Source organism: Microbacterium phosphatis (genome assembly GCF_049177115.1).
GTDB classification, from domain to species: domain Bacteria; phylum Actinomycetota; class Actinomycetes; order Actinomycetales; family Microbacteriaceae; genus Microbacterium; species Microbacterium phosphatis.
In genome coordinates this window covers 3,117,751-3,131,176 of record NZ_CP185370.1, presented here as the reverse complement: position 1 = coordinate 3,131,176, position 13,426 = coordinate 3,117,751, and the positions used below count along the sequence as shown (strand labels likewise).

General features: G+C 73.1%; 12 protein-coding genes. 8 read left to right on the top strand and 4 right to left on the bottom strand.

The window, feature by feature from the left end:
- The first annotated feature begins 52 nt into the window (after positions 1–52).
- Positions 53–1,231 (top strand): galactose-1-phosphate uridylyltransferase, encoded by a 1,179-nt coding sequence (gene galT, locus ACOKGD_RS14920; RefSeq protein ID WP_342335907.1) that lies wholly within the window; start codon positions 53–55, stop codon positions 1,229–1,231.
- The gene (galK, locus tag ACOKGD_RS14915) at positions 1,228–2,418 is read left to right on the top strand and encodes a galactokinase (protein ID WP_342335905.1); all 1,191 of its coding nucleotides are present in this window, start codon (positions 1,228–1,230) and stop codon (positions 2,416–2,418) included. Before galT ends, galK begins: the two co-directional genes overlap by 4 nt.
- A gap of 64 nt (positions 2,419–2,482) precedes the next feature.
- On the opposite strand, the gene ACOKGD_RS14910 is transcribed toward galK, so the two are convergent.
- Positions 2,483–2,917 (bottom strand): Hsp20/alpha crystallin family protein, encoded by a 435-nt coding sequence (locus ACOKGD_RS14910; RefSeq protein WP_342335903.1) that lies wholly within the window; start codon positions 2,915–2,917, stop codon positions 2,483–2,485.
- 187 nt (positions 2,918–3,104) lie between these two features.
- On the opposite strand from ACOKGD_RS14910, the gene ACOKGD_RS14905 reads away from it, so the two are divergent.
- On the top strand, positions 3,105–4,628 hold the full coding sequence (locus tag ACOKGD_RS14905; RefSeq protein WP_342335902.1) for a DUF7059 domain-containing protein: 1,524 nt from the start codon (positions 3,105–3,107) through the stop codon (positions 4,626–4,628).
- Here ACOKGD_RS14905 and ACOKGD_RS14900 read toward each other — a convergent pair.
- Positions 4,625–5,467, bottom strand: a complete 843-nt coding sequence (locus ACOKGD_RS14900; RefSeq protein ID WP_342335900.1) for an EamA family transporter — start codon at positions 5,465–5,467, stop codon at positions 4,625–4,627. The genes ACOKGD_RS14905 and ACOKGD_RS14900 overlap by 4 nt on opposite strands.
- A gap of 102 nt (positions 5,468–5,569) precedes the next feature.
- Between ACOKGD_RS14900 and ACOKGD_RS14895 the strand changes: the two genes are divergently transcribed.
- The 3 genes from ACOKGD_RS14895 (at position 5,570) to ACOKGD_RS14885 (ending at position 9,593) form a co-directional block, all read left to right on the top strand.
- Positions 5,570–7,009, top strand: coding sequence for a CCA tRNA nucleotidyltransferase (locus tag ACOKGD_RS14895; protein ID WP_342335898.1), 1,440 nt, complete (start codon positions 5,570–5,572; stop codon positions 7,007–7,009).
- 140 nt (positions 7,010–7,149) lie between these two features.
- Positions 7,150–8,364 carry a glycosyltransferase gene (locus tag ACOKGD_RS14890; protein ID WP_342335897.1) on the top strand — a complete coding sequence of 405 codons (1,215 nt, stop codon included), beginning with the start codon at positions 7,150–7,152 and terminating at the stop codon, positions 8,362–8,364.
- Positions 8,365–8,381: 17 nt separating this feature from the next.
- The gene (locus tag ACOKGD_RS14885) at positions 8,382–9,593 is read left to right on the top strand and encodes a glycosyltransferase (protein ID WP_342335896.1); all 1,212 of its coding nucleotides are present in this window, start codon (positions 8,382–8,384) and stop codon (positions 9,591–9,593) included.
- A 13-nt stretch (positions 9,594–9,606) separates the two neighbouring features.
- Here ACOKGD_RS14885 and ACOKGD_RS14880 read toward each other — a convergent pair whose 3' ends face one another.
- Entirely contained in the window at positions 9,607–9,756 is a 150-nt protein-coding gene (locus tag ACOKGD_RS14880) for a hypothetical protein (RefSeq protein ID WP_342335894.1), read from the bottom strand.
- 74 nt (positions 9,757–9,830) lie between these two features.
- On the opposite strand from ACOKGD_RS14880, the gene ACOKGD_RS14875 reads away from it, so the two are divergent.
- Positions 9,831–10,802: a GlxA family transcriptional regulator gene (locus tag ACOKGD_RS14875; RefSeq protein ID WP_342335892.1), complete on the top strand. Its 972-nt coding sequence runs from the start codon at positions 9,831–9,833 to the stop codon at positions 10,800–10,802.
- A gap of 6 nt (positions 10,803–10,808) precedes the next feature.
- Here the strand turns inward: ACOKGD_RS14875 and ACOKGD_RS14870 are convergent, their stop codons facing one another.
- A complete protein-coding gene (locus ACOKGD_RS14870) occupies positions 10,809–11,942 on the bottom strand; it encodes a CaiB/BaiF CoA transferase family protein (RefSeq protein ID WP_342335890.1) in 1,134 nt (377 codons plus the stop codon).
- Between the two features lie 59 nt (positions 11,943–12,001).
- On the opposite strand from ACOKGD_RS14870, the gene ACOKGD_RS14865 reads away from it, so the two are divergent.
- Positions 12,002–13,165, top strand: a complete 1,164-nt coding sequence (locus ACOKGD_RS14865) for an acyl-CoA dehydrogenase family protein (protein WP_342335888.1) — start codon at positions 12,002–12,004, stop codon at positions 13,163–13,165.
- The last annotated feature ends 261 nt before the right edge of the window (positions 13,166–13,426 follow it).

Below are 13,426 nucleotides of genomic sequence, written 5' to 3'. Positions count from 1 at the left end.
ATCATCCATGTTGACGTCAACATGCGCGACAGCGCGCGTGGGAAGGATGCCGATGACGCAGTCCGCAGACCACCCCGCCACCCCGCTCGGGGCCGGTGTCGTGAGGCGCTCCGCGCGCCTCGCCGACGGCCGCGAGCTGTTCTACTACGACGACCCCGGCTCGGCGCTGCCGCCCGAGCGCAACCTCGACGAGCGAGACCTCGCTGCGCGACCCGAGACGGCCACGATGCGCCGCGACGTGCTCACGGGCGACTGGATCTCGGTGGCGGCCTCCCGCCAGTCGCGCGTCGTCATGCCGCCGGCAGACCTCGACCCGCTCGCGCCGCAGACGCCGACGAACCCCTCCGAGCTGCCGAGCGTCTACGACGTCGCGGTGTTCGAGAACCGGTCCCCGTCGTTCGGGCCCGCCCTGGACGAGGCCGTCGGCGGCATCCCGGCCGCGGTCGACCCGCCCCGGGGCCTCGACGATCTCGACGCCCCCGGCCTCGGCCGCTCGCGCACGTCCGTCGGCCGCTGCGAGGTCGTGTGCTTCAGCCCGGACCGCGTCGGATCGTTCGGATCGCTCTCGGTCGCCCGCGCGCGCACCGTGATCGAGGCGTGGGCGGATCGCACGGCGGCGCTGTCCGCGCTGCCGGGCGTGCGGCAGGTCTTCGTCTTCGAGAACCGCGGCGCCGAGATCGGCGTCACGCTCCCCCACCCGCACGGTCAGATCTACGCCTACCCGTACGTGACGCCGAAGACGCTGCTGCTGCTGCAGTCGATCGAGCGCGAGGGCGCCGACCTGTTCCAGCGGATCCTCGACTTCGAGGCGGCGGGCCCCCGCGTGCTGCTCGAGGGCGAGCACTGGATCGCCTACGTGCCGTTCGCCGCGCGCTGGCCGATCGAGGTGCACCTCGCGCCGCGCCGCCACGTCGCCGACTTCGCGGGGCTCACCGAGGAGGAGCGGGACGAGCTGGCTCCCCTATACCTCCGCCTGCTGCGCGGGGTCGACGCGCTCTACGAGACGCCGACGCCGTACATCGCCGCCTGGCACCAGGCGCCCGTCGACGTGGCCCGCGACAGCGCGCGCCTGCACCTGCAGCTGACCTCGCCACGCCGCGGCGCCGACAAGCTGAAGTTCCTCGCCGGATCCGAGGCGGCCATGGGCGCCTGGATCGGCGACGTCCCCCCCGAGCGGTCCGCAGAGCTCCTGCGCGAGGCCCTCGCCACCATTCCGGAGGTCCTGTCATGACGGTCGACGACGCCCGCGCCCTGTTCCTCGCGATCGCCGGTCGCGCCCCCGAGGGGGTCTGGTCGTCGGCCGGCCGCGCCAACCTCATCGGCGAGCACACCGACTACAACGAGGGCTTCGTGCTGCCGTTCGCCATCCAGCACCGGACGTATGCGGCCGTCGGCATGCACGCGGATCTGCGGATCCGCGTGGCGTCGACGTTCGCGCCCGACCCGGTGGAGCTGGCGCTCGAGGACCTGTCGATCTTCGACGGCCCTGCCGGCGATGCGGTGACCTCCGGCCGGGTGCCGGAGTGGGCCGCCTACGTGCTCGGCGTCGCCTGGGCGGCGCTGGCAGCCGCGGGTCGCACGGCGGCGGACGTGCCCGGGGTCGACATCGCCATCGCGTCCGATGTGCCCGTCGGCGCCGGTCTGTCGTCGTCGGCCGCGATCGAGGGCGCCGTGGCCGCGGCGCTCAACGACCTGTGGGCGCTCGAGCTGACGCCGCTCGAGCTCGCGAAGGTCGGCCGCAGGGCCGAGAACGAGGCCGTGGGCGCCCCCACCGGGATCATGGATCAGGTCTCGTCGATCATGGGCCGCGCCGACGCCGCCACCTTCCTCGACTGCCGGACCCTCGAGACGCGCTCGGTCGATCTCGGCCTCGAGCGAGAGGGCCTTGTGCTGCTCGCCATCGACACGAAGGTCGAGCACGCTCACGCCTCGGGCGGATACCGCGATCGCCGCGCCGCGTGCGAGCGGGGGGCCGCCGCGATGGGCGTGCCGTGGCTGCGCGACCTCACCGCGGCGGATCTGCCGCGCGCGCAGGAGCTGATGGACGACGTGACGTTCCGCCGCGTGCGCCACATCGTCACCGAGAACCAGCGAGTGATCGACACGGTCGAGGCGCTCGCCGCGGGTGGCCCCCGTGCGATCGGCGACCTGCTCGTCGCGTCGCACGCGTCGATGCGCGACGACTTCGAGATCTCGGTGCCCGAGCTCGACACCGCCGTCGAGGCCGCCCTCGGCGCGGGTGCCGTGGGGGCCCGCATGACCGGCGGCGGGTTCGGCGGCTCGGCGATCGCGCTGATCCCGGCGACGAGCGTGGCCCAGGTCACCGCGGCGGTCGAGGCGGCGTTCGCGGCCCAGGGCTACACCGCGCCCGTGTGCTTCACGATCACCCCGTCCGAGGGCGCGCGCCGCGACGAATGAGGCGCCGCACCCTCGTTCGCCGGGCGGCGACTCGTCGCGCCCGGCGAACGAGGGGTGAATGCGCCTACGCGGTCAGCTCGGGCGTGACGTCCTGGGCGCCGCCGACCGACCGCTGCACCTCGACCTTGCGCGGCTTCGCTCGCTCGCTGATCGGGATGAGCACGCTCAGCACGCCGTTGTCATAGGTGGCCGAGATGCCGGTCGTGTCGATTCCCTGGCCGAGGTTCAGCTGACGCAGGAACGAGCCCGTGGTGCGCTCGCGCGTGATCCACTTCACGCCGTCCGCGCCGCGCGGGGTGCGCTCGGCGCGGATCGTGAGCAGCTGGCCGTCCACGTCGATGTCAACGCTGCCGGGGTCGATGCCCGGCAGATCGGCGCTGAGGACGTAGTGATCGCCGTCGCGGTACAGGTCCATCGGCATCAGCCGCGGACCCTGACGGTCGAACAGCTGCTCGGCCACGCGGTCGAACTCGCGGAAGGGGTCGAAGAACATCGCCATCGTGATCCTCCTCTGTGTCTGAAGCGCTGATTCTTCTGACGGAGCCCCGAGGGTCGAGCCCACGAGGACTCATGTCATGTTTTAGCACTCTCGTTCGTCGAGTGCCAGATCCTTTCTGCACCTCTTCGCCGGCCGCTCGCCGACGGTGCGGCACCGGGAGCACCCGCGCGCGGAGTTGAATAGAAGCATGACCCCGAACCCGGATCCCACGCTCTGCGCCGCGCTCGCCGCCGACCTGCAGGCCGCGCGCTTCCGCTCCGAGGCGCTGCGCGCCGCCTGGGGCGTCGAGGCCGACGACGCCACCGGCCGCGGGCTGCGGGTGCCGGCGCTGCGCGGGCTGGGCGATCGGGACGACGCGCTCGCCACCCTCGGGCGCCTGCTGGTGCTCGGCGTCGCACAGCCGCTCGCCGCGGTCGATGCTGCGCTGCCGGCGCTCGGATCGGCGGGTCTGCAGGATCTGGGGCTCGCCTCGGTCGACAGCGAGGTCGTCACCCCGCGGGCCATCATCCGGCCGCAGTCGTACCTCGACACCGAGCGCACCGGCGAGTGGTGGCTGGCGAGCGACCTCGACGAGATCGCCACCGGCGGCGGAGCGCTGGCCGAGGATCACGTGCTCGGGGTGGGCGGCGCCTCTCTGACCCTCGCCGGCCTGCAGCTCCCCGTGCCGGCCGCGCGGGTGCTGGACCTCGGCACCGGCTGCGGCATCCAGGCCCTGCGCGCCCGCCGCTACGCCGATGCGGTGGTCGCGACGGATCTGTCGGAGCGCGCGCTGCGCTACGCGCGGCTCAACGCGATCCTGAACCAGGACGAGGGGATCCAGACGCGGCACGGCAGCCTGTTCGAGCCCGTCGCCGGCGAGACCTTCGACCGGATCGTGTCGAACCCGCCCTTCGTCATCACCCCGCGGGCCAAGGGCGTGCCCGACTACGAGTACCGCGACGGCGGGCTGGTCGGCGACGCGCTGGTCGAGCAGGTCGTGCGCGGGGTCGGGCAGCACCTCGCGCCCGGCGGCGTCGCCCAGATGCTCGGAAACTGGGAGACGCGCGACGGCGTCGACGGACTCGCCAGGCTGCGCTCCTGGGTCGAGTCCTCGGACATTCCGCTGGAGGCATGGGTCGTCGAGCGCGAGCAGCTCGACCCGATCCAGTACGCCGAGCTGTGGATCCGCGACGGGGGCACCGCACCCGGCTCCCCCGCCCACAACGCGCTGCTGACGGCCTGGCTCGACGACTTCGCCGCGCGCGGGGTGACGGGGATCGGCTTCGGGTACGTGCTGCTGCGCCGGGCCGTCGGCGAGCCGCGCCTGGCCCGCTACGAACGGCTGTCGCAACCCATCCCGTCCGAGGGAGGCCTCGGCGCGCACCTCGCGCTCGCTCTGGACGCCCACGACCGTCTCGCCGCCCTGGACGACCACGCGCTCGCCGCGGCGACGCTCCGCACGGCGCCGGACGTCACCGAGGCCCGTCACCACCTGCCCGGCGTGGGCGATCCGCAGGTGATCGAGCTGCGCCAGGGCGCCGGATTCGGCCGTGCGATCGGCGTCGACCCCGGGCTAGCCGCCCTGGTGGGCGCCTGCGACGGCGATCTGCCCGTGGGCACGCTGGTCGACGCGATCGCCTCGCTGCTCGAGGTCGACGCCGGTGCGCTGCGCGCCGAGCTGCTGCCGCGGGTGCGGGAGCTCGTGATGGACGGGTTCCTGACGCTCGACTAGCCGGCGGCGACGAGACCCACCGCGACCGCGCACGCGCCGAGGCCGACCGCCTGGCCGGGGTGGACGCGCTCGCGCAGCACAAGAGCGGCGAGGATCAGGGTGCTCGCCGGGTAGAGCGAGCCGATGACCGCGACCACCGTGAGCAGGCCCTGCTGACTGGCGAAGAGGAAGAACGCCAGCGCGGCGGCGCTCAGCACCCCCGGCGTGAGCGCGAGAAGCGCGCGCCGCGGCGGCAGCAGGATCGGCGCGCGCATCAGCAGCACCGCGCCCAGCAGCACCACCACGGCCACCACCATGCTCGCCGCGTTCGGCCACAGCCCCGCCTCGTCGCGGATCTGGCCGATCGCCGCGAAGGAGGCGCCGAACCCGGCACCGGCGAGGACGCCGTCGACGATCGACGCGCCCGTCCCCTCCCGAGGCGCACCGGCCGGATCCGGCGCGCGCGCCACGAGCCAGATCGCCACGAGGCCCACCGCGATGCCGAACCATGTCATCGCCGAGGGGCGCTCGCCCGTCGCGACGCCCACCACCACCGGCACGGCCGCGCTGACCACGGCCGAGATCGGGGCGATCACGCTCATGCGGCCGTTGGCGAGCCCGCGATACAGGAACGCGCCGCCCAGCCCGGACCCGACGCCCGACACCGCGGCCCAGAGGAAGTCGGGGCCCGCGGGGGCGCCGCCGAAGACGAGCGCCATCGCACCGGCGGACAGCAGGGCGCCGGTCTGCCCCCACAGGGCGATCGTCCACGCGCTGTCCCGCTTGGCGAACAGGCCGCCCAGGAAGTCGGAGACGCCGTAGGACGCGGCGCTGGCGAGCGCGAGGAGGACGGCGATCATCCGCTCATTCTCGCGTGGTCGGGGCGTGCCGGGGCGCGGCCGGCGGTCGCGCCGTCCGCGGGGGCGAGGGGCGCGATGCGGACCGTCCGTAGAATCGAACCCATGCTCAACATGGCCGCCGGTGTCGCGCGTCTCGGCGAACTCGCGGCCTCCCCCGTCATCGCCACGCTCGCGCAGGCGTTCGCCGACGCCGGCTTCGATCTCGCGATCGTCGGCGGCCCGGTGCGCGACGCGCTGCTCGGGCGCCCCACGCACGACCTCGACTTCACCACCGACGCGCAGCCGGATCAGATCCTCGCGATCGTGAAGCCGATCTCGAGCACGCAGTGGGACATCGGCCGCGCCTTCGGCACGATCGGCGCGCGCGTGCAGGGCGAGCAGGTCGAGATCACGACCTATCGCGCCGACGAGTACGACGGGACCAGCCGCAAGCCCACGGTCGCGTTCGGCGACAGCCTCGAGGCCGACCTCGTGCGGCGCGACTTCACGGTCAACGCGATGGCGCTGAAGGTGCCCGAGGTGCGACTGGTCGATCCGACCGGCGGCGTCGAGGATCTGATCGCGGGCATTCTGCGCACCCCGATCGATCCGGCGATCTCGTTCGGCGACGATCCGCTGCGCATGCTGCGCGCCGCGCGCTTCTCGTCGCAGCTGGGCTTCGACATCGAGCAGGGCACCCGCGTGGCCATCGAGCAGCTCCGCGGCACGCTGTCGATCGTCAGCCCCGAGCGCATCCAGAGCGAGCTGACGCGCCTGCTCGGCACCGACGATCCGGTGCGCGGCCTGCGGGTGCTGGTCGACACGGGCCTGATCGAGGAGTTCCTGCCCGAGGTCTCGGCCCTGCGCCTCGAGGTCGACGAGCACCACCACCACAAGGACGTCTACGAGCACTCGCTCACCGTGCTCGATCAGGCGATCGGCCACGAGAAGGCGCGGTTCCCGGATCAGGGCCCGGACGTCGCGCTGCGCCTCGCCGCGCTGCTGCACGACATCGGCAAGCCGCGCACGCGCAAGCTCGAGGACGGCGGCGCGGTCACCTTCCACCACCACGACGTCGTGGGTGCGCGCATGGCGCGCAAGCGCCTGCAGGCCCTGCGCTTCGACGGCGACACCATCGGCGCGGTCACCACGCTCATCGAGCTGCACCTGCGCTTCTTCGGGTACGCCGAGGGCACCTGGACCGACTCGGCCGTGCGCCGCTACGTGCGCGACGCGGGCGATCAGCTCGAGCGCCTCCACATCCTGACGCGCGCCGACGTGACCACGCGCAACAAGCGCAAGGCCCACCGTCTCGCCGCGGCGTACGACGACATCGAGGCCAGGATCGTGACTCTGCGCGAGCAGGAGGAGCTCGACTCGATCCGCCCCGAGGTCGACGGCAACCGCATCCAGGAGCTGCTGGGCATCGGCCCCGGCCCGGTGATCGGTCAGGCGTACCGCTTCCTGCTCGACCTGCGCCTGGACGAGGGGGTGCTGGGCCCCGAGGAGGCCGAGCGACGCCTGCTCGCCTGGTGGGAGACGACCCGGGCCGCACAGGGCTGATCCGCGCGCCGATCCTGCGCGGCACGCCTCCCTGGCGCTCGAGGGGCCGTCGGATAGGCTCTGATCTCCGACTTCCCGTCTCCCGCGCCGCATCACGGCGGGTCGACGGTGCCGCCACGAACAGCACTGCGAGGCCGAACGTGACCGACTCTTCCTCTGCCCATACGCCCGAGACCGCCGACGGGCGCCGCCCTCTGCGCGTCCTCATCGGCGCCGACACGTTCGCGCCCGACATCAACGGCGCCGCCCGCTTCGCCGAGCGCCTCGCCGCGGGCCTGGTGGAGCGCGGCCACGAGGTGCACGTCACGTGCCCCAACACGCGTTTCGCCGATGAGCCCGCCCGCACCGAGACGGTGGAGGGTCAGCCGATGACCGTGCACCGCCTGCCCTCGCAGAAGCTGTGGTGGCACGAGTGGATCCGCTTCGTCTGGCCGTGGCGCTCGAAGCACCACGCCCGCCGCGTGCTCGACCGGGTGAAGCCCGACGTCGTGCACAGCCAGTCGCACATCGTCATCGGCCGCGGCCTGACGCGCGAGGCCCGCAAGCGCGGCATCCGCGTCGTCGCGACCAACCACGTGATGCCCGAGAACATCCTCGACCACACGACGCTGCCCGACTGGGCCAACCGGATCCTCGTCAAGCTCGCCTGGGACGACGCCAAGCGCACCTTCCGCATGGCGGCGGCGGTGACGACCCCGACCCGCCGCGCCGCGGACTTCCTCGAGAAGTCGATCCACATCTCCGGCGTGATCCCCGTGAGCTGCGGCATCGATCGCACCCACTACACGGCCGATCTGACGCCGCGCAGCGACAACCGCATCGTCTTCGTGGGGCGCATGACGACCGAGAAGCAGGTCGACGTGATCCTGCGCGCCCTCGCACAGGTCGATCCCGCCCTCGACGCGAAGCTCGACCTCGTCGGCCAGGGCGACCAGGAGCACGCGCTGCAGCAGCTGGCCGCCGAGCTCGGCGTGGCCGATCGGGTGGTGTTCCACGGCCGCTCGACCGACGAGCACCTGCGCGCCACGCTGACCGCCGGCAGCGTCTTCGCGATCGCGTCGATCGCCGAGCTGCAGTCGATCGCGACCATGGAGGCCATGGCCTCGGGCCTGCCGATCGTCGCCGCGAACGCCGTCGCCCTGCCGCACCTCGTGCACGACGGCGAGAACGGCTACCTGTTCGAGCCGGGCGACGTCGACGACCTCGCCGCCAAGCTCACGACGGTGCTCACCGCCGCGCCCGAGGAGCGCCTGCGCATGCAGCAGGCCTCGCTGGACGGCGTGCTGGTGCACGACATCAACCGCACGCTCGACACGTTCGAGGCGCTCTACCGCGGGGATGCGCTGCCCGCGTAGACCGGATCGGATCCGTCATGCACGTCGTGATCTTCGCGGATCAGCACGTCGAGTCGCTCGGCGGCGCCCAGGTGTCGACCCGTCTGCAGCGCCGGTTCCTCGAGCGCGCCGGGCACACGGTCACGATCGTCGCCCCGCGGCGTCACGGCGCCCGGGCCCGGGTGAACCCGGATGATCCTGCCTACCTCGACCTGCCGTCGATCCCGATCACGCCCGACCGCGAGTACTCGTTCACGTGGCCGGGGCGTCGCGCCGACCGGGTGATCGACGTCGGGCTCGCGGGGCGCCCCCCGGTCGACGTCGTGCACGTGCAGGCCGACTTCTGGGGCGCGTTCCTGGGGTACCGCTTCGCCGCGCGGCACGACCTGCCGGTGGTGCACACCATGCACAACAGGGTCGACGTGGGCATCGAGGCCACCGCGCCGTTCCCGGGCCTTGTGCTGCGGGTGCTGAACGGCTGGCGGCGCCTGGCCCTGCGGGGCCGGATCGGGGGCCTCGCGACCGGAGTCGACGGCTGGGCGTACCTGCGCGGCCTCGCCCTGGGCGCGCGGGCCGTCACCGCGCCGTCCGGTCACTTCGCCCGGAGGCTCGAGGGGCATGCCGTGTTCCGCTCGGTGGATGTCGTCTGGAACGGCATCGACGACGAGATCCTGGATCGGGTGCGCGCCTCGGCCCCGGCCGCGCGCGCGGCGGGGGCGCCCCGGTTCGTGTGGCTCGGGCGCATGAGCCCCGAGAAGCGCCTGCTGCCGTTCCTCTCGGCGCTGGCCGAGGCGGGCGTCGAGTGCGAGGTCGAGGTCATCGGCGGCGGCGCGCAGCTCGCCGCCGCGCAGCGCCTCGTGGCCCGCCACGGGCTGCCCGTGCGCTTCGCCGGAAAGCTCGCCTACGACGAGACCCTGCGCCGCATCGCCGCGGCCGATGCCCTGGTGCAGACCTCCATCGGCTTCGAGACGCAGGGCATGACCCCGTTCGAGGCGGCCTCGCTCGGTACTCCCGCCGTGATCAGCGACCCCGACATCGCGGCTGAGGTCGGCGCCGGGGTCTGGGCCGTCGCCCCCGCGGACGACGAGCCCGCACGCGTCGCCGCGCTCGCCGCGGCGCTGCGCAGGGCGGCCGCCGACATCGCCGCGTGTGCCGCGCCCGTGCCGGACCCGGAGATGCCGGCCAAGTTCCGGCAGTCTTCGCGCACCGCCGCGATGGTCGAGGTCTACCGGCGCGTCGCCCGAGCCTGACCGGGGCGCGCCCTCACCGCGCGTTCGCCCCGCCGGCCGGGCCACTCGCCGGCGCGCGCGTGGGCACCCGGCGGTACGCGTCGCCCCGGATCGCCCACACCGTCGCGCCCAGGCCCCACGCCGACATCACCGCCACCACGATCAGAATCACCATGGCAGTCATCCTGCGATTGTGCGGATCCGGCCACCAGTGGCAGGATCGACACATCGCGTAGGAAACCTGCCAACGGAGGATCCATGAAGACCGTCGCCTGCATCGTCCAGCACGGCTTCGCGCCGTTCGAGTTCGGGGTCGCCTGCGAGGCGTTCGGCCTCGACCGCTCGAACGACGGCATCCAGAACTTCGACTTCCGCGTCGTGACCCCGGACCCGGGCGTCGTCACCACGAAGCTCGGCTTCTCGCTCAACGTCGAGAACGACCTCTCGTTCGCCTACGAGGCCGACCTCGTGGTGGTGGCCCCCATCCCGCGCGAGACGTGGACGGACGTCGACGAGCGCGTCAGCGCGGTGATCCGGCACGCGGTCGAGCGCGACGCGTGGGTGCTGAGCGTGTGCAGCGGGGCCTTCGCCGTCGCGGCGGCGGGCGTGCTCGACGGCCGCCGCGCCACCACCCACTGGATGTACTCGGACACCATGATGCGGATGCACCCGGCCATCGACGTCGATCCCGACGTGCTCTACGTGCAGGACGGCAAGATCATCACCAGCGCCGGCACGGCGGCCGGGCTCGACGCGTGCCTGCACCTGCTGCGCCAGGAGCTCGGCGCCGAGGCCGCCAACATCATCGCCCGGCGCATGGTCGTGCCGCCGCTGCGTGACGGCGGCCAGGCGCAGTTCATCGTGAAGCCGATGCCGGACCACTCGGGGCTCTCGCTCGCGCCGGTCGCCGACTGGGCCCTCGAGAACCTCGACCGCGACCTCACGATCGAGCTGCTCGCGCAGCGCGCGCACATGTCGCCCCGCACCTTCGCCCGTCGCTTCAAGGCCGACTACGGCACCACCCCGGCCGCGTGGCTTGCGCGCCAGCGCATCGTCCACGCCCAGCGGCTGCTCGAGCAGTCGCAGTGGGGCCTCGACCGGATCGCCGAGGAGTGCGGGTTCGGCTCGGCGGCCGTGCTGCGCCAGAACTTCTCGCGTGTGCTGGGCCTCACGCCCACGGCATACCGCGCGCGCTTCGCCTGCCCCGCGGAGGCCCCGGCGGCCGCGTGAGCCGCCTCAGCCCCGGTCCAGCCACTCCCTCACGGCATCGCGGTCGCCATCGAGCGCGGGCGGCGCGGACGGGGCGTCGGCGCGGGCATGGGCGAAGCCGATCGGGTTGCGGATCGTCGGCACGTCGCCCGCGAGCACCACGGGCTCGAGGCCGAGCTCGGCGGCGAGCTCGACTCCCCCGCCCACGCCCAGGATCGGCGCGGCCGGCACCCCGGCCTCCCGCAGAAGCGCGAACCACTCGTCGGCATCGCGGACGGCCAGGCGCTCGATCAGGGCCGCGCGCAGGTCGCCGCGGGCGAGATTGCGGCCGCGCATCGTCGCGAAGCGCTCGTCCGCGGGCAGGCCCACGACGGCGGCCAGGCGCGCGAACTGGGCGTCGTTGCCCACGGCGATCACGATGTCGCGGTCACGCGCCGGGAACGGCTCGTACGGGTACAGCGACGGGTGCGCGTTGCCCATACGCTGCGGCTCGACGCCGCCCGCCACGTACGCCGACGCCTGATTCACCAGGCCCGACAGCGCCGACGACAGCAGGTTCACCTCGATGCGGTCGCCGCGTCCCGTGGCGTCGCGGGTGCGCAGCGCCGCCAGTATGCCCGTGACGGCATGAAGCCCCGCGATGACGTCGAAGATCGCGACGCCCACCTTTGTCGGGCCGCCGTCCGCCGATCCGGTGATGGTCATCATCCCGCTCACCGCCTGGGCAAGCAGGTCGTAGCCCGGCAGATCCGCGCCCCCGCGGGATCCGAAGCCGGTGATCGACGCGTAGACCAGCGCCGGGTTCTGGGCGCTCAGGGTCTCGTAGTCCAGCCCGAAGCGGGCCAGGCCCCCGGGCTTGAAGTTCTCGACCACCACGTCGGCGCGCTCGACGATGCGGCCGAGCAGCGCGCGATCGTCCGGGTCCGCGAAGTCGAGAGCGATCGAGTGCTTCCCGCGGTTGACCGCGAGGTAGTAGGTGCCCTCGCCGTCGCGCTCGGGCGGCACCCACGTCCGCGTCTCGTCGCCCTGCCGGCTCTCGACCTTGATCACCGTCGCCCCGAGGTCGGCGAGCATCATCGTGCAGTACGGCCCCGCGAGCACCCTGCTGAGGTCCGCGACCACCACGCCCGCGAGCGGTCCCGACTTCGTGTCCTCGATCATCCGCAGGCTCCCTTGCCGTCGCTCTCGGAATCGACAGTTCCATCATGCAGACTCACATCATGACCGACCCCAGCGACCTGCTCGACATCGCCGCCGAGCTCTCCGCCTCCGAACTCGAGACCCGCGACCGCGTCCGCGAGTTCGTCGACCGCCGGATCCGCCCGAACATCGCCGAGTGGTACGACGAGGCCCGTTTCCCCGTCGAGATCATCCCCGAGATGGCACAGCTCGGCCTGCTCGGAATGCACCTGAAGGGCTACGGGTGCGCGGGCCGCTCGGCTGTCGAGTACGGCCTCGCCATGCAGGAGCTCGAGGCCGGCGATTCCGGCATCCGCACCTTCGTCTCGGTGCAGGGGTCGCTGGCGATGTCGGCCATCGCCAAGCACGGATCCGAGGAGCAGAAGAGCCACTGGCTGCCGCGGATGGCGGCGGGAGAGGCGGTGGGCTGCTTCGGCCTGACCGAGCCGACGGCCGGATCCGACCCCTCGAGCATGCAGACCCGCGCCGTCCTCGACGGGGACGAGTGGGTGATCGACGGTGCGAAGCGCTGGATCGGCCTGGCCTCCATCGCGCAGGTCGCCGTGATCTGGGCCATGACCGATGAGGGGGTGCGCGGCTTCGTCGTCCCCACGGACACCCCCGGTTTCGTCGCGACCCCCATCGCCCAGAAGCTGTCGATGCGCGCGTCGATCCAGTGCGACATCACGCTGACCGACGTGCGCCTGCCCCGCTCGGCGATGCTGCCCGGCGCCCGCGGCCTGAGCGGACCGTTCTCGTGCCTGAACGAGGCGCGGTACGGCATCGCGTGGGGCGCCGTCGGCGCCGCGCGGGACAGCTTCGACGCCGCGCTGGCGTATTCCCAGCAGCGCATGCAGTTCGACAAGCCCCTCGCGGCGTACCAGCTCACGCAGGAGAAGCTCGTGAACATGGCGCTCGAGATCGTGAAGGCCCAGCTCGTGGCGCTGCGCCTCGGGCGCCTGAAGGACGCCGGCACGCTCGAGCACCACATGATCTCGGTCGCCAAGCTCAACAACACCCGGATCGCGATCGACATCGCCCGGCAGGCCCGCACCGTGCTCGGCGGCAACGGCATCACGCTGGACTACTCGCCGCTGCGGCACGCGAACAACCTCGAGTCGGTGCGCACCTACGAGGGCACGGACGAGGTGCACACGCTCATCCTCGGCCAGCGCCTCACCGGCCACGCGGCCTTCCGGGGGTAGGCGGGGCGGGTCGCGCGGGCTCCGCGCCGGGGCGCCGGGGCCGTGGGGAGTGAGGGCCGTTTCGACTCGCTTCGCTCGCTCAACGAACGAGGGGGGGAGCGAGCGGGAACGAGGAGGGCTCGGCGGGCGCGACGTGCGCGACGGGGCGGCCGCGGCGGGGTGGCGCGACGCGGCGGCACCGCGGGGGCCGGGCCGGAACGAGGCCGGCGCCCCTCGCTGTGAGCGAGAGGCGCCGGCGGGGAGCGGACGGGCCGCGGGGTG

What these genes read in the sequence shown, in the direction of transcription:
- galK (WP_342335905.1), top strand. Translation starts at nt 1,228, where the DNA reads ATGACGGTCGACGACGCCCGCGCCCTGTTCCTCGCGATCGCCGGTCGC.
- ACOKGD_RS14875 (WP_342335892.1), top strand. Translation starts at nt 9,831, where the DNA reads ATGAAGACCGTCGCCTGCATCGTCCAGCACGGCTTCGCGCCGTTCGAG.
- ACOKGD_RS14910 (WP_342335903.1), bottom strand. Translation starts at nt 2,917, where the DNA reads ATGGCGATGTTCTTCGACCCCTTCCGCGAGTTCGACCGCGTGGCCGAG.
- ACOKGD_RS14900 (WP_342335900.1), bottom strand. Translation starts at nt 5,467, where the DNA reads ATGATCGCCGTCCTCCTCGCGCTCGCCAGCGCCGCGTCCTACGGCGTC.
- ACOKGD_RS14880 (WP_342335894.1), bottom strand. Translation starts at nt 9,756, where the DNA reads ATGACTGCCATGGTGATTCTGATCGTGGTGGCGGTGATGTCGGCGTGG.
- galT (WP_342335907.1), top strand. Translation starts at nt 53, where the DNA reads ATGACGCAGTCCGCAGACCACCCCGCCACCCCGCTCGGGGCCGGTGTC.
- ACOKGD_RS14865 (WP_342335888.1), top strand. Translation starts at nt 12,002, where the DNA reads ATGACCGACCCCAGCGACCTGCTCGACATCGCCGCCGAGCTCTCCGCC.
- ACOKGD_RS14870 (WP_342335890.1), bottom strand. Translation starts at nt 11,942, where the DNA reads ATGATCGAGGACACGAAGTCGGGACCGCTCGCGGGCGTGGTGGTCGCG.
- ACOKGD_RS14885 (WP_342335896.1), top strand. Translation starts at nt 8,382, where the DNA reads ATGCACGTCGTGATCTTCGCGGATCAGCACGTCGAGTCGCTCGGCGGC.
- ACOKGD_RS14905 (WP_342335902.1), top strand. Translation starts at nt 3,105, where the DNA reads ATGACCCCGAACCCGGATCCCACGCTCTGCGCCGCGCTCGCCGCCGAC.
- ACOKGD_RS14895 (WP_342335898.1), top strand. Translation starts at nt 5,570, where the DNA reads ATGCTCAACATGGCCGCCGGTGTCGCGCGTCTCGGCGAACTCGCGGCC.